We start from the raw sequence: 19,706 nt of genomic DNA, 5'->3' as shown, positions 1-19,706 counted from the left end.
GGGGTCTGGGGGCGGCAGCCCCCAGGGACCGGGGTCGAAGGGGCAGCGCCCCTCGAGGACGGGACGGGCAGGGGCGGCGGGGGCGAAATCCGCGGCCCCCGCCGAATGGCCGTGGGTAAGGGAACGGTAAAGCGCCCCCGCTCGTTCACGGACCATGACAGCTATGACCCCCGGCTCGAACATCCCTCTCTCCGCCGCGCGCGTGACGGTGGACGTCGCCGCCCCGGTGCGGCTCGACGTATCGGGCCTGCTGCTCACCGCCGACGGCAAGGTGCGCTCCGACGACGACTTCATCTTCTACAACCAACCGTCCGGCCCCGGCGTGACCTACCGCTCGGGCGGCGGCACCAGCCCCGACGCGATCGTCGTCGACACCTCGGCCGTCCCCCCCGGCATCGAGAAGATCGTCGTCACCGCCAGCCCCGACGCCGCCGGCCAGACCTTCCAGGGCATCGAACCGACGGCCACCATCCGCAACGCGGACGACAACAGCGTCCTGGCCTCCTTCACGCCCCCGCAACTCGGCACCGAGACGGCCCTGGTGATCGTCGAGGTCTACCTGCGCAACGGCGCCTGGAAGGCCCGCGCCGTCGGCCAGGGCTACGCCAACGGCCTGGCCGGCATCGCCACCGACTTCGGCGTCACGGTCGAGGAACCGGCCCCCGCCCCGGCCGCGTCCGTGGCCCCGCCGCAGCCCACGATGCAGCCCCCGGCCGCCCCGCCGGCCCCGCCCATGTCCACCCCGGCACCCCAGGCACCCCAGGCCCCCGCCGCTCCCCCGGCCCCGCCCGCGCCGCCCGCCCCCGGCGCCGGAAAGATCAACCTGGACAAGGGTCGCGTAAGCCTCCAGAAGAACCAGACGGTCTCCCTCGTCAAGGGCGGCCGCCCCCTGCTCTCCTCGGTCAAGATGGGCCTCGGCTGGGAGCCGGCGTACCGCGGCAAGGACATCGACCTGGACGCCTCCGTCATCGCGTACGGCCCACAGCGCAACCACATCGACAGCTGCTACTTCGGCAAGCTCCAGATCGTGCAGGGCGCGATCCGCCACTCCGGCGACAACCTCACCGGCGAGGGCGGCGGGGACGACGAGGTCATCACCGTGGACCTCGGGCGCCTGCCCCAGGAGGTCACCGGCCTCGTCTTCACGGTCAACTCCTTCTCCGGCCAGAAGTTCACCGAGGTCGCCAAGGCCTACTGCCGGCTGATCGACGCCGCGTCCGGCGAGGAGCTCGTCCGCTTCGACCTCACCAACGCCGAAGCGCAGACGGGCGTGATGATGGCCAAGCTGATCAAGCAGTTCTCCGGCGAGTGGGAGATGACGGCCATGGGCGACTTCGTGAAGTCCCGCACGGTGCGGGGGATGGTGAAGCCGGCGGCCCAGGCGCTGTAGACAGCCGTACGACGTCCAGGGCGCCCTCGGTCGAAGGGGGCGCCCGGCGTTGAGACGCCACCGGCCCACCGAGCCGTCAGGCCGAGGCCCGCACCACCAGCTCCGGAACCACCCACGCCGCGGCGCCCCGCAGCGGTTCCTCACCGGCGCGCAGCCGGGCGACCTGCTCGACGGCCAGCCGCCCCAGCCGCCGTTTGTCGATGTGCAAGGTGGTCAGCGCGGGCTCCACCAGCTCACCCAGCGACAGTCCGTCGAAGCCCATCACGGCCAGGTCCTCGGGCACCCGCCGGCCGCGCCGTCGGGCGGCACGCATGGCGCCGACCGCGATCAGGTCGTTGAAGCCGAACACGGCCGTGATGTCGGGCCGGGCATCCAGCAGCCGCTCCATGCCTGCCTCGCCGCCGGCCACGCTGTGCTCCGGGCTGAGCGCGATCCAGCCGTCGTCGACCGGCAGACCGTGCCGCCGCGCCAGCTCCAGGAAGGCCCGCCTGCGCAGGGCGGGGCCGTGCACGCCGTCCAGCATGCCGATTCGGCGGTGCCCCGCGGCGACCAGATGCGCCATGCCCTGTTCGAGACCGGCGGCGGCGTCGATGCCCACGGCCGCGAAACGGGTCTGCTGCGGCCCGCGTTCCAGCAGCACCAGGGGTACGCCGCCGAGGTGCCGGGCGAGCACGTCCTCCGGGCTCCGGAAGTAGCCCACGATCGCGTCGGCCTGATGGGACAGCGCATCGAGCGCGTCGCGCTCCCGGGCCTCGTCGATGCGGGAGTCCCACATCACCACCTGCCAGCCGCGCTGCTCGGCCGCCTCCAGCACACCGGCGGCCACCTCGGGGAAGAAGGGGTTCATCAGGTCCGGGATCACCAGCCCCGCCGTCACGGTCCCCTTCTGCACGAGGCCGCGTGCGAAACGGCTCGGCCGGTAGTCCAGCAGCCGCGCCGCCGCCAGCACCCGTTCCTTCGTCGCCGGGTCGATCTCGCCCTTGTCGTTGACCGCCCGGGAGACCGTCTGCCGGGACACGCCGGCCAGCTTGGCGACATCGTGGATCGTGGCCCGGCGGCGGGGGCCGTCAGGCCGTTCGGCACCCGGCTCCCGCTGCTGATCGTCCGCCCACACGCTGTGCACTGTATCCGGCCAGAAGCGCGGCACGGCAGGGCCCGGCACCGCAGGGCCGGCCCGGGCCCCGCAGCTGAGCGGGCGGCCGCCTAGAACAGCGCGCTGTACGCGTTCAGCGCGGGCTGCCCGCCGAGGTGGGCGTAGAGGACGGTGGAGTCCGGCGCGATCTCCCCGCGGGAGACCAGGTCGATCATCCCGGCCATCGACTTGCCCTCGTAGACCGGGTCCGTGACCATGCCCTCGGTCCGCGCCACCAGCCGCATCGCCTCCAGCGTCGTCTCGTCCGGTATCCCGTACGTGCCCGCGTGATAGCGGTCGTCGAGCTCGACGTCGGCCTCGGTCACCTCGCGCTTGACGCCGATGAGCCGGCCGGTGTCGCCGGCGATCCGGGCGATCTGCTCGCGTGTGGTGGCCGGCTTGGCCGAGGCGTCGATACCGAGGACCCTGCGCGGGCGGCCACCCGCCTCCTCGAGCGCGGCGAATCCGGCGACCATGCCGGCCTGCGTGGAGCCGGTCACCGAGCACACGATCACGGTGTCGAAGAAGACGCCCAGCTCCCGCTCCTGCTCGGCCACTTCGTACGCCCAACCGGCGAAGCCGAGCCCGCCGAGCGGGTGGTCGGAGGCACCGGCCGGGATGGCGTACGGCTTTCCGCCCGACTCCTCCACATCGCGCAGCGCCTGCTCCCAGCTCTCCTTGAAGCCGATCCCGAAGCCGGCCCGCACCAGGCGTACGTCGGCCCCGGCGAGGCGGCTGACGAGGATGTTGCCGACCTTGTCGTACACGGAGTCGGGCCAGTCCACCCAACTCTCCTGGACGAGCACACAATTGAGCCCGGCGCGGGCGGCCACCGCGGCTACCTGACGGGTGTGGTTGGACTGCACCCCGCCGATCGAGACAAGCGTGTCGCAGCCCTTCGCGAGCGCGTCGGCCACCAGGTACTCCAGCTTGCGGGTCTTGTTGCCGCCGTACGCGATGCCGGAGTTGCAGTCCTCGCGCTTGGCCCAGAGGGAGGCTCCGCCGAGGTGGGCGGTCAGGCGTTCCAGGGGGTGCACGGGGGACGGGCCGAAGAGGAGGGGGTAACGGTCGTACGAGGAAAGGGACATGGGGTCCTCCCGAGATGGGTCAGTCACTGTCGGCGAGTTCGGCGAGCCCTCGCCAGATCTCCGCCGTGACCCGGACCGCCTCGTCCACGTCACCGGCCGCGCACGCCTCGATCAGCCGCTCGTGCAGCCCGGCCGAACGGCAGGTCCCGCCCTCGCCGAAGCGCCGACGCTCCAGGCGGCGGATGAGCGGGGTGTAGCGGGCGACGGTGGCGGCGGCCGCGCGGTTGCCGCTCACCCGCACCAGCACGTCGTGCAAGTCGTCGTCGGCCCGCAGGGCGAGGTCCACCTCGCCGGCCGCGACGGCGGTGGCGAAGCGCTCGTTGGCGGCGCGCATGATCTCCACGTCCGCGGCTGCCAGCCGGGGCACGGCGACCCGTGTCACCAGCTCGTGCATGGCGCCGACGACGGCGGCCGCGTCACGTACTTCGGCGGCGACGACCGACGTCACGCGCGTGTAGCTCTGCGGCTTGCTCTCCAGCAGCCCCTCGTCCACGAGACGCGAGAACGCGTCGCGCACCGGCGCCCGGGACAGCCCGAGCCGCTCCGCGAGATCGGCGTCCCGCACCACCGCGCCGGGCTCGATCTCCCCGGCCACGATGGCGTCCCGGATCGCTTCGTAGGCCCGGTCCCGGAGCAGGGTCCGGCCTACGGGTCGTATCGCCTCCATGAACTGAAATGTTAGATGTCAGTCGAGGCGGCGACAAGGGCGTGGACATGGGAATGGCCCGCACTCCCCACGCGGTGCGGGCCACTCTCGACTCAGGCAACTCGGTCAGCTCAAGCGGCTCGGGCGGTCCAGGGCCAGTCGGCGTCCCGAGCACCCTCCAGCAGCGGCACCATCCGGAAGGCCGCGTCCGAGAGCCCGCCGAAGGTGTGCCGGTTGCCCGTCCCCGACGGGCCGTGGCCCGCCCGGTACCCGGCGAGGTTCCAGGTGTAGACCGGCACGCCGGCCGGGACCTGCTCGGTCGGGTCGCCGTGGCTGCTGGGCGCGTACTGCTCGTCGGTGACGATCAGCACCCGGTCGTGCTTGCGGTAGTGCCGGCGCACGGCCTCGGTGGTGTTCGTGCCGCCGAGGTCCCCGAAGCGCCCGAGGACCTTCAGCACCGACTCGCCCTTACGGAAGGCGATCTCGCCGCTGCCCGTACCGAACTGGACGAGATCCGCGTCCGCCGCCCGCAGCGCGAGCGCCGTGCCGAAGATCGCCGCCGCGTCGGCCCGGTTGAGCTGCGAGCGGTCGGACAGCGGGGACCAGAACATCGAGCCCGAGCGGTCGACGAGCACCAGCGTCCGGCCGGGCAGCGCCGGCACCTGCGCCAGCGAGTGGCCGAGCGCCTGCTCCAGCGGGTACGCCCAGCGCAGCGACGGCGCGTGCTGGTACGCGGCGAGGTACCGGAAGGGGAACTGCCGCGACCGTACGACCTCCGCCGGATCACTGATCCGGGCGGCGACCTGGGCCGCCACCTCGTCCGAGACCCCGGCCTCGTCGAAGTTCCGCAGGTTCCTGACGAGCGCCATGGCGCCCATCGACGGAATCACGGCCTCCCAGGCCTCCCTGTCCATCGGCCCCTGCAGCCAGCCGGCCAGCGCCTCCCACGTCATCCCGGCCGCCGCGAGCCGCTCGGCACCGCCGTCCGACGTGACCACCGCACGCCGCTGTTCGACGGGCAGCGCCATCAGCTCGCGATGCGCGACCAGCGTCCGGTTGGACGCGGGCGGCACAGCGGTGTCCGGGTTGTGCCGGCGGTCCAGGGCGTACTGGAACAGGTCGCCCTGCCCCGGCTTGTCCGGGTCCGGAGCCGCGTGCACCACGTTGAGGATGTCGCCGAAGCGGTAACCCTTGGACGCGGTGTCGTACTTCAGCAGCGACCTGCCGCTGTAGAGCCGGCGTACGGCGTCGGCGACACCGCGCTTGACCGGCTTCGGGACGTTACGGCCGTACAGCGCGGTCCAGTACGCGAGCAGTTCGCCGGGCTCGTCCGGCCGCTGGAGCACGGAGGCGATGACCTGCCGGTTCGACGGACCGCCGGTGGCCCCGGCGTCCAGCCGGGCCTTCACGTACTCGGCGGCGCCCACGACGGCGGCCGTACGGAGGTTGCCCTCGCCGCGCAGCCAGCCGAGCAGGCCGGCGGTCCACTCGGGATCCGTGACGGCGAGCTCGCCCACGAGACGTGCGAACCGGTCGTCACGGTCGGCGCCGGACTCGTAGAAGGTCCGCTGCGAGACGAAGTTGGCGACCGCCAGCAGGAAGAGCTCGGAGCGCGCGTCGCGCTCACGTCCCAGGCCGCCCTCATAGGTACGCAGCACTCGCCCCGTCGAGGTGACCCGCGAGGTCGGCCGCGCCGTGGCGGCACGCCTGTTGAATCGTGTCATGGTGAATTCCCCCCGAATTCGTTTGCGTTTCGGAGGGAGACGCAGCAAAAGGTGGGTGCCCGAGATCAGGAGTCGGCGACGGACTTATATCGGATGCTCTACCCAATTGAGCTACATCGACCGGAAGTCGATGACGGGACTCGAACCCGCAACCCTCTGATCCAATGAAGTAACCGTTGCCTGCGCACCGGGCACCCACCATGAGCTGCGCCTCCCGAGATCAAGTCGGCGGCGGCATCTGATTCTCTGGAAAAGAAGTAGCCGCTGCCATCGCACCGGGAGGTGCGTGACGTTGTGATCTCACTCTAGGAGGCGCAACTCGAGCCGGGCGACCGAATTAATTACCGCCGCTGCCGCTTCCAGGGCCCCGTGATCGCGAGCATGATGCCCGGCGTCTGGATATTGGCGTACAGCGTCCGGCCGTCGCACGAGAAGGTGACGCCGGTGAACTCGCTGTACTCCGGCTCCTCCTCGGTGCCGATGTTCAGCTCGTTGCGGGCGATCGGGTACGTGCGGCCGCTGTCGGTGGCGCCGAAGAGGTGCTGGACGCCCTCGCCGTCCTCGGCGATGACGAGGCCGCCGTACGGAGAGACGGTGATGTTGTCCGGGCCGTCGAAAGCGCCGTCCTCGGACGGGTCGGGGTTGACGCCGAGCAGGACCTTCAGGGTGAGGGTGCGGCGCTTGGGGTCGTAGAACCAGACCTGCCCGTCGTGCCGGCCGGGGCTCTCCTCACGGGCGTACGAGGAGACGATGTAGGCGCCGCCGTCGCCCCACCACATGCCCTCCAGCTTGCGGGCGCGGGTGATCTCGCCGTCGGCGAACTGCTTGCGCACGGGCGTGGTCCTGGCGTCGCGGTCCGGGACGTCCACCCAGTCCACGCCGTACACGGTGCCGATCCTGGTGGCCCGGGAGAGGTCGTCGACGAACTTGCCGCCGGAGTCGAAGCACTTGGGCGCCTGGAGGACGCCGGCGTCGTCGGCCAGCTTGCGGAACTTGCCGCGGCCGTACTCGAAGCCCTTCGGCGGGGTCCAGCGGAAGAACAGGCCGTTGGGCGAGGCGGCGTCCTCGGTGAGGTAGGCGTGGCCGCGCCTGGGGTCGATGACGACGGCCTCGTGGTCGTAGCGGCCGAAGAACTTCAGCGGCTTGGGGTCCTTGTTGGCGCGCCGGTCGACGGGGTCGACCTCGAAGACGTAGCCGTGGTCCTTGGTCATGCCGTTGGTGCCGGCCTTGTCGGAGTTCTCCTCGCAGGTCAGCCAGGTGCCCCAAGGGGTGCTGCCGCCCGCGCAGTTGGTGGAGGTGCCCGCGATGCCGACCCATTCGGCGACCTGCCCGCCGGGGCGGACCTCGACGACGGTGCAGCCGCCGGCCGCGGCGGGGTCGTAGACGAGGCCCTCGGTGAGCGGGACGGGGTGGTCCCAGTCGGCGCGCGGTCCCTTCAGCTCGTGGTTGTTGACGAGGAGGGTCGTGCCGCGCGGGCCGTCGAAGGCGGCCGTGCCGTCGTGGTTCGAGGGGGTGAACTCGCCCGACTCCAGCTTGGTCCTGCCGCTGTAGGTGATGATCCGGTACTTGAACCCGGCGGGCAGCGCGAGGAGGCCCTTCGGGTCCGGGAGGAGGGGTCCGTACCCGACACCGCCGCAGTGGGCGTCCGCGGACTTCTCGCTCGCGGTCTCGGACTCCGTGGACGCGAGCGCGTTCGGCGCGGTGGCGAGGACACCGGCGCTGCCCGCCAGCGCGACACCGGCCCCGGTGATCGCGGAGTTCATGGCGAAGTCCCTGCGGGTGAGCGACATGCGGTCTCCTGTGACAGTGGGTGTGCCGTGGAGGCGGCGAACTCCGGAACGCCGCAACGCTGCCGCTCATGCCTGAACGCCGGTTGAACACCAGGCATCCTCAGGGGGTCGGCTTCCGTGAAACAACGCCGGCCGCGGGCAACCCCCAGGGGCGCGGGGAACTGCGCGACCAGCCCCCACGCACCCGCACCCCGCACCCCGCAGAACGAGCTCAGCCCCCTTGTTGCGAACGCGCCTTGAACGCGGCCTTCCGCGCTTCCTTCGCGATCTTCTTGTCCGGATGCAACCGCCCCATCGCCTCCAGCACATCCGCCGTGGCCGGATGCTCGACCCGCCAGGCCGCCGCGAAGAACCCGCTGTGCTGTGCGGCCAGACCCTCCACCAGCGCCCTCAGCTCTTCGGAGTTCCCCTCGGCCGCCAGCTGCGCGGCAAGCGTGTCGACGGTCAGCCAGAACACCAGGTCCTGGGACGGCGGGGGCACGTCGGAGAACCCCGCCTCGGTCAGCCAGACCCGGGCCAGCCCGCCCAGCTCCGGATCGTCGAGGACCTCCCGAAGCGCCGGCTCGGCCTCCGCGCCCACCAGCGACAGCGCCTGCTGGCAGCGCAGCCGCCGCAGCGGCGCCCCGGCGTCCAGACCTCCTGCCGCCGCGAGCAACTCCCGCGCCGCGGCGAGGGGTTCGCGGCGCTCCAGCCACTGCACGGTCTCGGCGTGCGCGGCTGCCTGCGGGAAGGTGGCCGTGCCGTCGAGCAGCGCGTCGGCGCCCTTGTCCGCCAGGTCCCCGACCGCGGGCGACTCGAACCCGGCCTCCAGCAGCCGCGCCCGCAGCCCGTACAGTCCGAGCGGGGTCAGCCGCACCATGCCGTAGCGCGACACGTCGGTGTCGTCGACGGCGGCCGCCGCCTCCTCGGCACCCTCGACGTCCGCCATCAGCGCCTCGTCGACAGGCTGGTACTCCACCAGGCCGACCGGCTCCAGCAGCCGGAACTGGTCGTCCAGGCGCATCATCGCGTCGGAGACCTGCTCCAGCACGTCGTTGGTGGGCTCGCCCATGTCGCTGGGCACGATCATCGACGCGGCGAGGGCCGGCAGCGGCACGGGGGCGTCGCCGGGCCCGTCCTCGCTGACCGTCAGCAGGTACAGGTTGCCGAGCACTCCGTCGAGGAACTCCGCCTCGGCCTCGGGGTCCCAGTCCAGCGTGGAGAGGTCGATCTCGCCGCCCGCGCCCATGGCGTCGACGAGGTCGTCGAGGTCGGGCACGCTCGCGTCCGCGAGCACCGTCTCCAGTGCGCCGAGCCACACCGCGAGCACGTCCTGCGGCGAACCGCCGGTCAGCAGCGCCAGGTCCGCGCCCGCCGCGACGGTGCCCGCCTCCTCGTCGACGATCTCCACCAGCCCGGTGTCGACCGCGACGCGGAAGGCCTCACTGGCGTACGCGGCGGCGTCGTCCCCGCTCAGTCCGAGCACCTCGGCGGCGGCCGGGAGCTGCTCCTCCAGGAGGCCGCCCCCGGCGTCGACCCGGGTGTCGGGGCCGGCCCAGCGGGCCAGCCGTGTGGCCCGGGCAAGCAACGGCGTGGACAGCGCGTCCCGCGCCAGCTCCGCTTCGGGATGCAGCCGCACCGGCGGCAGGGGGGAGCTGTCTGACATCGGCTGGTTCTCCTAGGGCGTTCCGCAGGGCCGCAGGCGTCACGGCCCAGCCGCTCCACTTCACGGCTCAACCGCTCAGCCTAGACGGGTTTCCACCCATGCCGCCCGGTTCATCTACCCGACCGGCGGTGTACATGGCCGAAACCTTGACAACTGGCCCGAGCAGGCAGGAGATTGACGCGCGTAGAAATCGAGCGGACATCTGTTCACTGTATTTTCTACGCGCGTCGCCGCCCCACCGGTCGCGCCTGCACCCACCGTTCCACGCACCACCCTCGTCCCGGCGCCCACGTATGTCCCCGGAGGGATCCCGTTGCCGAGCAAGAAGTCCGCGCGCCTCGCCGCGCTCACCGTCGCCGCCGTGTGTTCCGCGGCGTCCACCGTTGTCCTCACCGCGCCCGCGCACGCCGACTCCGTGCGCATCCATGACATCCAGGGCAGCACCCGCATATCCCCGTACGCCGGCAAGCAGGTCACGGACGTGGCCGGAATCGTCACCGGCGTGCGCACCTACGGCTCGTCCAGAGGCTTCTGGATCCAGGATCCGGACGCCGACGCCGACGCGGCCACCAGTGAGGGCGTGTTCGTCTTCACCAGCTCCGTCCCGAAGGTCGCCGTCGGCGACTCGGTCCTGGTGGCGGGCACGGTCGCCGAGTACGTCCCCGGCGGCGCGACCTCCGGCAACCAGTCGCTGACCGAGATCACCAAGCCGACGGTCACCGTCGTCTCCAGCGGCAACGCCGTCCCGGCCGCGAAGGTCGTCGACGAGGACTCGGTGCCGGACAGGTACACGCCGGCCGGCGACGCGGCCGCGAAGGGCTCGATCGACGGCCTGACGCTGCGGCCGTCGAAGTACGCCCTCGACTTCTACGAGTCCCTCGAGGGCATGAACGTCGAGGTCGCCGACGCCCGCGTGGTCACCGCGACCGACGACTTCCACGAGCTGTGGGTGACGGTGAAGCCGTGGGAGCACCGCAACCGCCGCGGCGGCACGGTCTACGGCTCCTACGACTCCCAGAACACCGGCCGGCTGCAGATCCAGTCGCTCGGCCCCGGCGCCGAGTTCCCGGTCGCGAACGTGGGTGACACCCTCACCGGCAGCACCGCCGGCCCGCTGGACTACAACCAGTTCGGCGGCTACACCCTCGTGGCCAGCGAGCTCGGCACCCTCAAGAGCGGTGGCCTGGAGCGGGAGACGACGCAGAAGCAGCGGCGCGACGAGCTGGCGGTCGCGACGTACAACGTCGAGAACCTCGACCCGTCCGACGCCACGTTCGCCGAGCACGCCTCCGCGATCGTGAACAACCTCCAGTCGCCCGACATCGTGTCCCTGGAGGAGATCCAGGACAACAACGGCGCGAAGAACGACGGCACGGTCGCCGCCGACCAGACGGTGGGCAAGCTGATCGACGCGATCGTCGCGGCGGGCGGCCCGGCCTACGACTGGCGTTCCATCGACCCGGTCGACAAGGCCGACGGCGGTGAGCCGGGCGGCAACATCCGCCAGGTGTTCCTGTTCAACCCGAAGCGGGTCTCCTTCACCGACCGCGCGGGCGGCGACGCCACGACCGCCGCCGGGGTGACCAAGGTGAAGGGCAAGGCGGCGCTGACGGTCTCCCCGGGCCGTATCGACCCGGCGAACGCGGCCTGGACGAACAGCCGCAAGCCGCTGGCCGGTGAGTTCGACTTCCGCGGCCGCACGGTCTTCGTGATCGCCAACCACTTCGCGTCCAAGGGCGGCGACCAGTCGCTGCACGCGCAGTACCAGCCGCCGACCCGCAGCTCGGAGACCCAGCGTCACCTCCAGGCGACTGCGGTCAACACGTTCGTCAAGGACATCCTGGCCGTCCAGAGGAACGCGGACGTCGTCACGCTCGGCGACATCAACGACTTCGAGTTCTCCGGCACCACCAAGCTGCTGGAGGACGACGGCGCGCTGTGGTCGGCGATCAAGTCGCTGCCCAGGAGCGAGCGTTACTCCTACGTCTACCAGGGCAACGCCCAGACGCTGGACCAGATCCTGGTCAGCCCGTCGATCCGGCGCTCCTGCGACTTCGAGTACGACAGCGTGCACGTCAACGCGGAGTTCAACGACCAGATCAGCGACCACGACCCGCAGGTGCTGCGGTTCCGCCCGTAACCTCCGGTGAGGTTCAGGACTGGCTGAAGACTCCGTTCAGCCAGTCCTGCCAGGCGGCCTCGACCGCCTTGGCGTCGGCGCCCGGGGCGAAGTCGTGCACGGAGATGCCGACGGGGTAGCCCCAGTGGTTGCGGCCGAAGAAGCGGATCATGGCGTCGTCCGTGCGCAGCCCGAGGAAATACGGGTTGCGGAAGTCGACCACGGCGTCGAGGAGCCGCCCCTGGGGACCGCGTGCCTGAACCCGCGTTCCCTCGGCGGTGTCGTCCCCGAGGCCGAGCGCGCGGCCCACGGCGGCGAAGGCGTCCGCCGACTTGGACGTGTCCGGTCCGTCGAAGGTCGTGAAGGCGACGACCGGACGGCCGCCGAACTCGGTCAGGTACTGGCGCAGGGTGTGCAGATAGAAGTCGGTGTGCCGGCCGGCGGCGTCGTACTGGTTGTCCCAGTCCTCGACGAGGATGCCGCTGTGCACGTACCGCACCCAGGCCCGGCGGCCTCCCTCGCGCGGCTCGATGGTGTAGTCGAGCTGGTTGAGGCTCTGCTCGGCGATGCCCTCGACGTCCTCCGTGCGGTTGGTGTAGCGGTGCGGTGGGTCCCAGGCGGTGACCGTGGAGCCCATCGCACCCTTGCCGCCGACGCGCGGCTCGGGCGGCTCGGACGGCCACAGCCAGCCGCCGGTGTTGTCGGTGATCGCGTCCCACACCTGTTCCGGCGTGGCGTCGACCTCGAACTCGCGGGCGATCTCGAATTCCTTGGACATGGCGGGCTCCTGCTGATTACTGGTCGAGTGCGGGGTTCGGCTGGTCCTTGACCGTGGGGTGTACGGCGACCACGATCCGGTGATCGCGGCCGCCCTGCGCGTCGGGCGCGTCGTACTTGTGGATCAGCGCGCTCACGCCCGCCGTCAACTCCTGGATGAACGCGGCCCGTTCGGCCGCCGAGGCGAAGCGGACCTCGCCGTCCAGGGCGTACGTCGCCAGCCGCTTGCGGGCCTTCGCGGCGCCGGTGATCAGCGAGCCGACGTCCCGGACGAGCCGGGCGCCGAGCGCGAGCAGCCAGCGGGCGGAGAGCTGGTCGCGGAAGCGGTCCGGGTCCGGCTGCACGGAGGCGAGCGCGAGCGGCGAGATCACGTACGACGCGGCGGTCGCCTGCATCAGCCGCTCGGTGACGTTGCCCTTGCGGCGCTCACCGGCCAGCTCCACCAGTCCATGCCGCTCCAGTGCCTTGAGGTGGTAGTTCACCTTCTGCCTGGGCAGCCCGACCTTCCCGGCCAGCATGGCGGCCGACGCGGGGCCGGCCGCCAGCTCGGCGAGCAGCCGGGCCCTTGTGGGGTCCAGGGAGACGGCTGCGGCCTCGGGGTCCTCGATCACGGTGACGTCCAGCATGCGTCCACCGTCTCACCGAAAACTTTTTTTGTCCAGACGGTTGGAGTTTTCGGTGAGGCGGCTCTCGTCGACCTCATCGACCTTGCCGGACCTTGTACGGCGACCCCTGCGGCGTCAGTCGGGGACGAGGCCGACGGCGTGGTCGTACCGGCTGACCGTGCTGCTCTTCAGCCCCGGCCAGGTCTGGACGCGGTGCCACAGCTCGGTCGCCGAGCCGATGCCGTCGCCCGGGGCGGCGAGGGCGGCGATGTGGTCCGCGGCGCTCTCCCACTCGGCGTAGTTGAGGACGCGGGTGCCGTCGGTGCTCAGGTGGAAGTGGGCGGAGATGCCCCCGGGATGGGGCGTCGGCTCGCTCTCAAGCGCCTCGAAGACGGCGTCCACCCAGGCGCGCTGCCGGTCGGGGTCGGGTCCCTCGAACTCGATGTCGACGATCACGACGCAGCCGGGGACGCGGGCGTCGCCCTCGCGCGTGCCGCTGCGGTAGTGCCGGTACCGGCCGAGTCCGAGCCGCTCGATGCCCGGTACAGCGGTGTCGATCTCGTCGTTGCGCTCCTGGCGGTGGGTCTTCACGAACGCCTCGTAGGCCTGCTCGCTGCGCCATTGCGAGTAGTGCAGGAGGGTGGCGGCGTCGTGCCCGGTGTAGACGTGGTAGCCGAGCAGACCATCGGCGGGCCAGGGCCGGCGCTCCCAGGTGCCGGCGATCGCCTCGACGGCCTGCGTCTGCCGCAAGGGGGTGCCGACCCGCCAGGTGCTGAAGAAGGGGGCGCCGATCTCGGGGCGGGTGAGGTCGGGGTGGGCGGCGGTGCGACGGGTCATGGAGGCCTCCGGCGTCGGTGGTCAATGCGTGCACTGAACACCTTTCGACCTCAACCGGACTTGAGGTCAAGTGGCCCTCGGCGGACGGGGGTTCGAGGACGGGGGTCCGCGAGACGGCACAGGACGGCACGGGATCCGGTACGCGCAGAGCCGCGCGGGGCCCGAGTGCACGAAGTCGCCGCGCGGGATCCGAGTACACACAGAACGGCGCGGGACCGGTGACCGGTCCCGCGCCGCCTCGCCGTCTCCCTCGATCGGCGTTTCTCAGCGGTGCCCATGGCGCCGGCGCCGCAACACCTGCGCGGCGACCACGGCGCCCACGGCCGCGCCGGCGATCAGCACCGGCCGCGGATTGCGCAGTCCGGCCTGGACGACGGTGCGCACGGGGCGCGGCACGCTGTGCTCGACCACATGGCCCGCGTGCGTCGCCCTGCCCTGGACGGTGTGCCCGGCCTGGGTCGCCCGGTCCTGCACCGTATGCCCGGCGTGCGTCGCCTTGTCCTGCACGACGTGCCCCGCCTGGGTCGCCCGGTCCTGCACGACGTGCCCGGCGCGTACGGCCCGCTCCTGCACCACGTGCCCGGCCTGGGCCGCGCTGCTGCGCAGTTGCACGGTCATCGCGCCCGCCTTGTCCTTGAGGTCGGCGGCGCGCGCCAAGGCCCGGCCCTTCACATCCGCCTTCCCGGCCAACTCCGCCACGGTGTCGCCGAGTTCGCTGCGCGTCCGCTCGATCTGGCTGCGCAGTTCCTCGGGGCCCTTGGCCCCCGCGCCCGCCTTCGCCGCCGCGGACTTCCCCGCGGCAGCGGCCTTGGCGGCACCCTTCTGCGCGGCCTTTCCGCCGCCCGTCGCCCCTGCCTTGCGGTCCGTCATCGGTGTGCCCTTTCCTTGATCTCCTCGACATCGGCCCTGACGCTGCCGAGGGCCTCCTCCGGAGTGGGGGGTACGGCGCGCCGCAGCCGGGCGCGGCCGGTCGCGGCCAGCAGACCGGCGAGGGCGAACAGGACCCCCGTCACGATCAGCGCCGCGGCCCACACGGGCAGCGTCAGCGAGAGTGCGGCGGTGGCCGCGGCGGCCAGGAACAGCAGACCTGCGTACGCGACGGCGCCCGCCGCGCCGAGCAGTCCGCCGCCCGTGCCGGCGCGTCGGCCCTTCTCGGCCAGCTCCTCCTTGGCGAGGGCGACTTCCTGTCGTACGAGCCGGGAGAGCTGTTCGCCCGCCTGCCCTACGAGTTCGCTCACCGAGTGGTGCTCGTCGGGCACCCGCTCGGGGGTCGTGGACCCGGTCACGGTGTTCCGCCTCCTCTCGATCCGGAACACCCGGGTACCCGGTGCCGCCCCCGCTATCCCTTCCGTCCGCCGTCCGGTCCGCGCCCGCCCAGCCGGGCCAGCTGGGCCTGGAACCAGTCGAGGCGGGCCTGCAACAGCGCGGCCTCGGCTGCCAGTTCGGGCACACCCGGCTCATCGGCCACGGCGAGGTCGGGCACGGAGGCGACGGACACCCCTTTCCCGGCCACCACCCGCAGCCGCTCCCCGGCCAGCCGGGCGAACTCCGCGAGCGAGACGGACGTACGGCCGCGCAGGCAGCCCGCGCAGGACGGGGCGAGTGCCCGCCGGCCGGGGCGGCCCCAGCCGGCGTCGGCCAGGGCGGCGGCGACCGTACCGCAGGCGCACGGGCCGACCGTGACGGTGCGTACCCGCTGACGGGCGTAGCGGTGGCCCCGCTCGAAGCGCAGGTAGCGGCCCAGCACGGTGACTTCGAGCAGTACGGCCGCCCGGTGCTCGGCCGTGCACAGCAGCGCCTCGGCCGCCGTACGGTCGTGCACACAGTGGAAGCCGCAGTCGCAGCGGCGGTTCGGCACCCGGTGCCGCAGGCCGTAGACGCAGGACGCGTCGGCCAGGACTCCGTACGGCAGCGCGCCGCCCAGCGACACACCGGTGAACCCGGCCCGGGTGCCGTCCTGGGACAGCATCGGGTGGGCGATCTTGTATCCGGTCGGCGGCTCCGTCGGGCGTTCCTCCGGAAGCCGCAGCCTCATCGGGCGACCGGGACCTCTTCGGGCGCGGACGCCTCGGCGACCTCGATCTCCCCGATCTCCTGGGCGAGTTCGAGCTGTTCGTCGCGGTCCTGCGACCGCTCTTCCGCGACTCCGGTGGCGAGTGCCTTGCCGAGCTTCATGACGCCTCCCATGACCAGGGGTCGTTGACCGTCCCGGCCATGGTGACCCATGACGCCCGGCTTTGGACATAGGGCAAGCCCTCGCACTCCAAAGCAATGCTTACCGATATCCCGTAGAAAAATTAAGTGGAGCTACGACGTGAGAGTGCCGACACTACTACCATGACGACCGCCAACGCCTCCGCCCCTCCCTTCGGCCGGGCCCTCTGCGCCATGATCACGCCCTTCACCGAGGCGGGATCCCTCGACCTCGACGGCGCCCAGCGTCTGGCCGACCGGTTGGTGACCGAGGGGTGCGACGGGCTCGTGCTCTCCGGCACCACGGGCGAGTCGCCGACCACCTCGGACGCCGAGAAGTCCGACCTGATCACGGCCGTCCGGGAAGCGGTGGGCGATCGGGCGACGGTCGTCGCGGGTGTGGGCACCTACGACACCCGGCACACCGTCGAACTCGCCCTGGCGGCCGAAAAGGCGGGCGCCGACGGTCTGCTGGTGGTCGCGCCGTACTACAGCAAGCCCCCGCAGGACGCCGTCGAGGCGCACTTCCGCGAGATCGCCGACGCGGCCGGACTGCCCCTCGCGCTGTACGACATCCCCGGCCGCACCGGCACCCGGATCGAGCCGGAGACGCTCATCCGGCTCGCCGAGCACCCCCGGATCGTCGCGGTGAAGGACTGCTCCTTCGACTTCCTCGGCACCCAGAAGGTGCTCGCCCGCACGGAGTTGGCGTACTACGCGGGCTGCGACGAGCACAACCTCGCGCTGTACGCGGTGGGCGGCACCGGCTACATCAGCACGGTGGCGAACGTCGTACCGTCCCAACTCCGTGCGGTGCTCGACGCGTTCGAGGCGGGCGACACCCCCGTGTCCGCCCGCCTCCAGCAACGTGCCACGCCGCTCATCGAGTTGATGATGGCGGCCGGCCTGCCCGGCGCGGTCACCGCGAAGGCCCTGCTCAATGAGCTCGGCCTGCCCGCGGGCCCGCTCCGCGCACCGCTGCGGCCCGCCGGCCGCGAGGCGGTCGACGGGCTGCTGGCGGCGTACGAGGAGCTCACCGCGGACTGATCAGCGCCGTGCGAAGACCGGCTCCCACCCCTGTCGTTTCTCGTCCTGGTCCGGCTCACGAACACCGCTCAGGGGTACGACCTTGTCGCTGCCGATCGTAACCAGCACGAGCCGGGGCCGGTACGACTCCTCCAGGCCGGTCACCCTCTCCCAGGCGATGAGCCGCCGGTCGTCGGCCCAGGCGAGCAGCTCGGCGCCCCGGACCCGGGCGACCTCCCTGCCGGTCCGCGGATCACTGACCTTGGAATAGCTCCTGCCCGGGTTGCCGTCGACCTCCTTCGTCAGGCCGACGGCGGCGAGCTTGCCGTTCGGGGACAGGCGCGCGTCGACGTCCGAGCGCAGGTACTTCTCGTTCGCCGGTGGCGCGACCTTGTTGCCCTTCAGGTCGTAGAACTGCTGGAGTCCGTCCTTGCTGCCGATGTACTGCGCGTACACACGGTCGCCGGCCCGGCTGTAGGCGAAGTCCTGACGGGCGTTGATGTTGGTCTCGGTCGCGACGGCACTCCAGGGGCCCTCGCCGGAGGCCAGGTCGAGGTCGTAGAAGCCGGTCCGGCTCGACCGGCCGTACTTGGACTGCCACTCCCACACCGGCCCGTCGTCGCTGATCATCTTCTCCTTGACGCGCAGATCGGGGTTCTCGCCGTACGTCGTCGCGACGAGCCTGCTCCCGTCGTGCGAGAAGGCGAGCCCGCCGACCCCGCGCTGGACGGGGATCCACCGCTCGACCTTCCCCGTAGCGAGGTCGAGCAGGCCGATCCGGTTCGCCGGCAGGTCGCGCTCCAGCACGGCGGCGGTCTTCAGACCGGGGGCGACCGCGACGAAGGACCACCTGGTGTCCTTCTCGTACTTCCCGGTCTGCGGATCGATCAGCCAGTAGGTGCGCACCATGGCACCCCTCTTGTCGGTCCGGGCGCGGAGTTCCGCCGTGGAGTAGGCGGCCAGCACCGAGTCCCCCGCCCCGATCAGATCGCGCGGCGGCGACTGGTCCGGCCGGGCGTGGACACCGCGGTCCTCCAGAACGCTCGCGGGACGTATGTCGTCCTTTCCGGCGTCCAGCATCGGCACCGCCACGCCGACGGCGACGACGGCCGCGGTGGCCGCGGCGACGGAGGCGATCCGCCGGGTGCGGCGGCGCCGGCGGGTGCTGAGCACCCGGTCGGCGAACCCCGCTCCCGCCGACGGCTGTTCGGTGGCCAGCTCCCGCAGGGAGTCACGCACGAGTTCCTCGACGTTCACGGACGCACCTCCACGGGTGAGAAGTCACGGGACGGCTGCGCCGCGACGGCCGCCGGGGCCAGGGCGGCCAGCTCCGGCGCGAGCGACCGCAGCCGGGCCAGCGAGCGGTGGGTCGTGGACCGTACGGTCCCCACGGAGCAGCCGAGTATCCGGGCCACGTCGGCCTCGGGCAGGTCCTCGAAGTAGCGCAGCACCAGTACGGTCCGCTGCCGCGCGGTCAGCCGCGCCAGCGCGCCCCGCATCAGCAGCCGCAGCTCGGCGGCGGATGCCGCGTCCGGGCTCGCGCCGCCCTCGGGCAGCTCGGCGACGGTGAGTTCACGCCGGGGCCACTTCAGCCGCCAGCGGCTGATCTGCTGCCGGTACAGGATCTGGCGTACGTACGCCTCCGGTTCGTCGATCCGATGCCAGCGGCCGGCCGCCTTGATCAGGGCGTTCTGCAACAGATCCTCAGCGGCGTGCCGGTCGCCCCCGCTCAGCAGCACGGCCGTCTTCAACAGCGCGGACGACCGGTTTTCCACGAACTCCCGGAAGCTCTCCTGCGCTTCGGCATCCATCGTCACCTTCTCTTCCCCCGGACGGGCCGGGTGCCCGCCTCCTACCCCTTGTGACGCGTGCGGTGCGCTGTCGCTATGCCGGCGCACGGAAACCGAGTTCGCGCACGCGGCGGGGCCCGTACCGCCACCCTGTGCGCCACGGGCCCCGCCCGACTTCACTGTGTCAGGGCGCGATCAGCCCCACTTGTACCCGTCGCCGAAGAGTAGGAAGTGCTCCAGCACATCCTCCATCGGATCGTCCACCTGCCCCACGTTGACCAGCCCGATGCGGGGCCCGTTGTGCGAGCCCGTGTTGGTCTCGTCGGCATACGCGGCCCCGGCCGGCAGCCAGCACGCCGCCCCCGCGGCCAACGTCCCCACCACCAGGCGCACTACAACCCTGGCCCGCGCCCTCGTCTTCACTCGACCCACCATCGGTCCTCATCTCGTCGGTTCGGCGTGTGATCGGAAACTGCGTCGACCTGTTCATCTGCCTGGACCGCGGTGAGGTCACGTGGAGTAACCCGTACGTGGGCGCGTCGCGCCGGGCCACCGAAGGAACGCCTGCCCCGGCAATCGCAAGTTCAACGAATTCCGGCATTAATTGTCACCACGTCAAACAAACAAGATGAATCGGGGAGATGCCAAATAGGGGTTCATTTCGGCCGGATGTCGGACCATCCATATCCAGATAGAGTATTAACAGGTTGGTCTCCGGGTGGCATTCGGTTCGAATTTCAAGGAGCACCTCATGGTAGAAGCACTTCACGTCATGACACGGGAGCTGTTCTTCTACAACGCTTCCACCGGTTCAGTCGCTGCCGGAAGGCTCGGCACCGACGGAAACTTCACCGGCCTCACCACCGGCGGAGGGCTCTCAACAAACTGGACCAACGTAGTCCCCGTCGATCGCGAACTGTTCTTCTACAACGCCTCCACCGGAA

20 protein-coding genes are annotated in these 19,706 nt (G+C 71.4%); 4 read left to right on the top strand and 16 right to left on the bottom strand.

Translation table 11 applies throughout. The features are described from left to right. The first annotated feature begins 163 nt into the window (after positions 1 to 163). Positions 164 to 1,390, top strand: a complete 1,227-nt coding sequence (locus ACWGDB_RS37370; RefSeq protein WP_453826531.1) for a TerD family protein — start codon at positions 164 to 166, stop codon at positions 1,388 to 1,390. A gap of 76 nt (positions 1,391 to 1,466) precedes the next feature. On the opposite strand, the gene ACWGDB_RS37365 is transcribed toward ACWGDB_RS37370, so the two are convergent. The 6 genes from ACWGDB_RS37365 to ACWGDB_RS37340 all read right to left on the bottom strand — a co-directional run bounded on the left by ACWGDB_RS37365 (position 1,467) and on the right by ACWGDB_RS37340 (position 9,415). Further along, positions 1,467 to 2,504, bottom strand: coding sequence for a LacI family DNA-binding transcriptional regulator (locus ACWGDB_RS37365; RefSeq protein ID WP_453826530.1), 1,038 nt, complete (start codon positions 2,502 to 2,504; stop codon positions 1,467 to 1,469). An 89-nt stretch (positions 2,505 to 2,593) separates the two neighbouring features. After that, positions 2,594 to 3,610 (bottom strand): 1-aminocyclopropane-1-carboxylate deaminase, encoded by a 1,017-nt coding sequence (locus ACWGDB_RS37360; RefSeq protein WP_453826529.1) that lies wholly within the window; start codon positions 3,608 to 3,610, stop codon positions 2,594 to 2,596. A 19-nt stretch (positions 3,611 to 3,629) separates the two neighbouring features. Beyond that, complete coding sequence (locus tag ACWGDB_RS37355; RefSeq protein WP_453826528.1) at positions 3,630 to 4,277, bottom strand: GntR family transcriptional regulator; 648 nt, start codon at positions 4,275 to 4,277, stop codon at positions 3,630 to 3,632. 110 nt (positions 4,278 to 4,387) lie between these two features. After that, the gene (locus tag ACWGDB_RS37350) at positions 4,388 to 5,980 is read right to left on the bottom strand and encodes a TROVE domain-containing protein (protein ID WP_453826527.1); all 1,593 of its coding nucleotides are present in this window, start codon (positions 5,978 to 5,980) and stop codon (positions 4,388 to 4,390) included. Between the two features lie 341 nt (positions 5,981 to 6,321). Further along, entirely contained in the window at positions 6,322 to 7,770 is a 1,449-nt protein-coding gene (locus ACWGDB_RS37345) for an alkaline phosphatase PhoX (protein ID WP_453826526.1), read from the bottom strand. A 211-nt stretch (positions 7,771 to 7,981) separates the two neighbouring features. Then, positions 7,982 to 9,415, bottom strand: coding sequence for a hypothetical protein (locus ACWGDB_RS37340; protein WP_453826525.1), 1,434 nt, complete (start codon positions 9,413 to 9,415; stop codon positions 7,982 to 7,984). Positions 9,416 to 9,728: 313 nt separating this feature from the next. Here ACWGDB_RS37340 and ACWGDB_RS37335 point away from each other — a divergent pair, with 313 nt between their 5' ends. Beyond that, on the top strand, positions 9,729 to 11,555 hold the full coding sequence (locus ACWGDB_RS37335; RefSeq protein ID WP_453826524.1) for an endonuclease/exonuclease/phosphatase family protein: 1,827 nt from the start codon (positions 9,729 to 9,731) through the stop codon (positions 11,553 to 11,555). Between the two features lie 13 nt (positions 11,556 to 11,568). On the opposite strand, the gene ACWGDB_RS37330 is transcribed toward ACWGDB_RS37335, so the two are convergent. The 7 genes from ACWGDB_RS37330 to ACWGDB_RS37300 form a co-directional block, all read right to left on the bottom strand. Beyond that, positions 11,569 to 12,312 (bottom strand): SRPBCC family protein, encoded by a 744-nt coding sequence (locus ACWGDB_RS37330; protein WP_453826523.1) that lies wholly within the window; start codon positions 12,310 to 12,312, stop codon positions 11,569 to 11,571. 16 nt (positions 12,313 to 12,328) lie between these two features. Further along, complete coding sequence (locus ACWGDB_RS37325; protein ID WP_383597183.1) at positions 12,329 to 12,937, bottom strand: ArsR/SmtB family transcription factor; 609 nt, start codon at positions 12,935 to 12,937, stop codon at positions 12,329 to 12,331. 114 nt (positions 12,938 to 13,051) lie between these two features. Further along, positions 13,052 to 13,753 carry an antibiotic biosynthesis monooxygenase gene (locus ACWGDB_RS37320; RefSeq protein ID WP_453826522.1) on the bottom strand — a complete coding sequence of 234 codons (702 nt, stop codon included), beginning with the start codon at positions 13,751 to 13,753 and terminating at the stop codon, positions 13,052 to 13,054. Between the two features lie 264 nt (positions 13,754 to 14,017). After that, entirely contained in the window at positions 14,018 to 14,623 is a 606-nt protein-coding gene (locus tag ACWGDB_RS37315) for a DUF3618 domain-containing protein (RefSeq protein WP_453826521.1), read from the bottom strand. Beyond that, complete coding sequence (locus tag ACWGDB_RS37310; RefSeq protein ID WP_383597175.1) at positions 14,620 to 15,039, bottom strand: phage holin family protein; 420 nt, start codon at positions 15,037 to 15,039, stop codon at positions 14,620 to 14,622. Before ACWGDB_RS37310 ends, ACWGDB_RS37315 begins: the two co-directional genes overlap by 4 nt. Positions 15,040 to 15,092: 53 nt before the next feature. Beyond that, the gene (locus tag ACWGDB_RS37305; RefSeq protein WP_453826520.1) at positions 15,093 to 15,788 is read right to left on the bottom strand and encodes a hypothetical protein; all 696 of its coding nucleotides are present in this window, start codon (positions 15,786 to 15,788) and stop codon (positions 15,093 to 15,095) included. After that, positions 15,785 to 15,928 (bottom strand): hypothetical protein, encoded by a 144-nt coding sequence (locus ACWGDB_RS37300; RefSeq protein ID WP_453826519.1) that lies wholly within the window; start codon positions 15,926 to 15,928, stop codon positions 15,785 to 15,787. Before ACWGDB_RS37300 ends, ACWGDB_RS37305 begins: the two co-directional genes overlap by 4 nt. A 162-nt stretch (positions 15,929 to 16,090) precedes the next feature. Here ACWGDB_RS37300 and dapA point away from each other — a divergent pair, with 162 nt between their 5' ends. Beyond that, the gene (dapA, locus tag ACWGDB_RS37295; RefSeq protein WP_453826518.1) at positions 16,091 to 16,993 is read left to right on the top strand and encodes a 4-hydroxy-tetrahydrodipicolinate synthase; all 903 of its coding nucleotides are present in this window, start codon (positions 16,091 to 16,093) and stop codon (positions 16,991 to 16,993) included. On the opposite strand, the gene ACWGDB_RS37290 is transcribed toward dapA, so the two are convergent. The 3 genes from ACWGDB_RS37290 to ACWGDB_RS37280 form a co-directional block, all read right to left on the bottom strand. Further along, positions 16,994 to 18,229 (bottom strand): WD40 repeat domain-containing protein, encoded by a 1,236-nt coding sequence (locus ACWGDB_RS37290; RefSeq protein ID WP_453826517.1) that lies wholly within the window; start codon positions 18,227 to 18,229, stop codon positions 16,994 to 16,996. After that, entirely contained in the window at positions 18,226 to 18,783 is a 558-nt protein-coding gene (locus ACWGDB_RS37285; protein ID WP_453826516.1) for a SigE family RNA polymerase sigma factor, read from the bottom strand. Before ACWGDB_RS37285 ends, ACWGDB_RS37290 begins: the two co-directional genes overlap by 4 nt. A 174-nt stretch (positions 18,784 to 18,957) precedes the next feature. Beyond that, positions 18,958 to 19,185, bottom strand: a complete 228-nt coding sequence (locus ACWGDB_RS37280; protein ID WP_427841626.1) for a hypothetical protein — start codon at positions 19,183 to 19,185, stop codon at positions 18,958 to 18,960. A gap of 328 nt (positions 19,186 to 19,513) precedes the next feature. On the opposite strand from ACWGDB_RS37280, the gene ACWGDB_RS37275 reads away from it, so the two are divergent. Further along, positions 19,514 to 19,706, top strand: a 193-nt coding sequence (locus tag ACWGDB_RS37275) for a hypothetical protein (RefSeq protein WP_453826515.1), incomplete at its 3' end; no start/stop codon positions are given.

This window comes from Streptomyces sp. NPDC055013 (assembly GCF_053608645.1).
This window is presented reverse-complemented; position numbering and strand designations above follow the sequence as displayed.

What these genes read in the sequence shown, in the direction of transcription:
- ACWGDB_RS37370 (WP_453826531.1), top strand. Translation starts at nt 164, where the DNA reads ATGACCCCCGGCTCGAACATCCCTCTCTCCGCCGCGCGCGTGACGGTG.
- ACWGDB_RS37360 (WP_453826529.1), bottom strand. Translation starts at nt 3,610, where the DNA reads ATGTCCCTTTCCTCGTACGACCGTTACCCCCTCCTCTTCGGCCCGTCC.
- ACWGDB_RS37355 (WP_453826528.1), bottom strand. Translation starts at nt 4,277, where the DNA reads ATGGAGGCGATACGACCCGTAGGCCGGACCCTGCTCCGGGACCGGGCC.
- ACWGDB_RS37350 (WP_453826527.1), bottom strand. Translation starts at nt 5,980, where the DNA reads ATGACACGATTCAACAGGCGTGCCGCCACGGCGCGGCCGACCTCGCGG.
- ACWGDB_RS37345 (WP_453826526.1), bottom strand. Translation starts at nt 7,770, where the DNA reads ATGTCGCTCACCCGCAGGGACTTCGCCATGAACTCCGCGATCACCGGG.
- ACWGDB_RS37340 (WP_453826525.1), bottom strand. Translation starts at nt 9,415, where the DNA reads ATGTCAGACAGCTCCCCCCTGCCGCCGGTGCGGCTGCATCCCGAAGCG.
- ACWGDB_RS37330 (WP_453826523.1), bottom strand. Translation starts at nt 12,312, where the DNA reads ATGTCCAAGGAATTCGAGATCGCCCGCGAGTTCGAGGTCGACGCCACG.
- ACWGDB_RS37325 (WP_383597183.1), bottom strand. Translation starts at nt 12,937, where the DNA reads ATGCTGGACGTCACCGTGATCGAGGACCCCGAGGCCGCAGCCGTCTCC.
- ACWGDB_RS37320 (WP_453826522.1), bottom strand. Translation starts at nt 13,753, where the DNA reads ATGACCCGTCGCACCGCCGCCCACCCCGACCTCACCCGCCCCGAGATC.
- ACWGDB_RS37315 (WP_453826521.1), bottom strand. Translation starts at nt 14,623, where the DNA reads ATGACGGACCGCAAGGCAGGGGCGACGGGCGGCGGAAAGGCCGCGCAG.
- ACWGDB_RS37305 (WP_453826520.1), bottom strand. Translation starts at nt 15,788, where the DNA reads ATGAGGCTGCGGCTTCCGGAGGAACGCCCGACGGAGCCGCCGACCGGA.
- ACWGDB_RS37300 (WP_453826519.1), bottom strand. Translation starts at nt 15,928, where the DNA reads ATGAAGCTCGGCAAGGCACTCGCCACCGGAGTCGCGGAAGAGCGGTCG.
- dapA (WP_453826518.1), top strand. Translation starts at nt 16,091, where the DNA reads ATGACGACCGCCAACGCCTCCGCCCCTCCCTTCGGCCGGGCCCTCTGC.
- ACWGDB_RS37285 (WP_453826516.1), bottom strand. Translation starts at nt 18,783, where the DNA reads ATGGATGCCGAAGCGCAGGAGAGCTTCCGGGAGTTCGTGGAAAACCGG.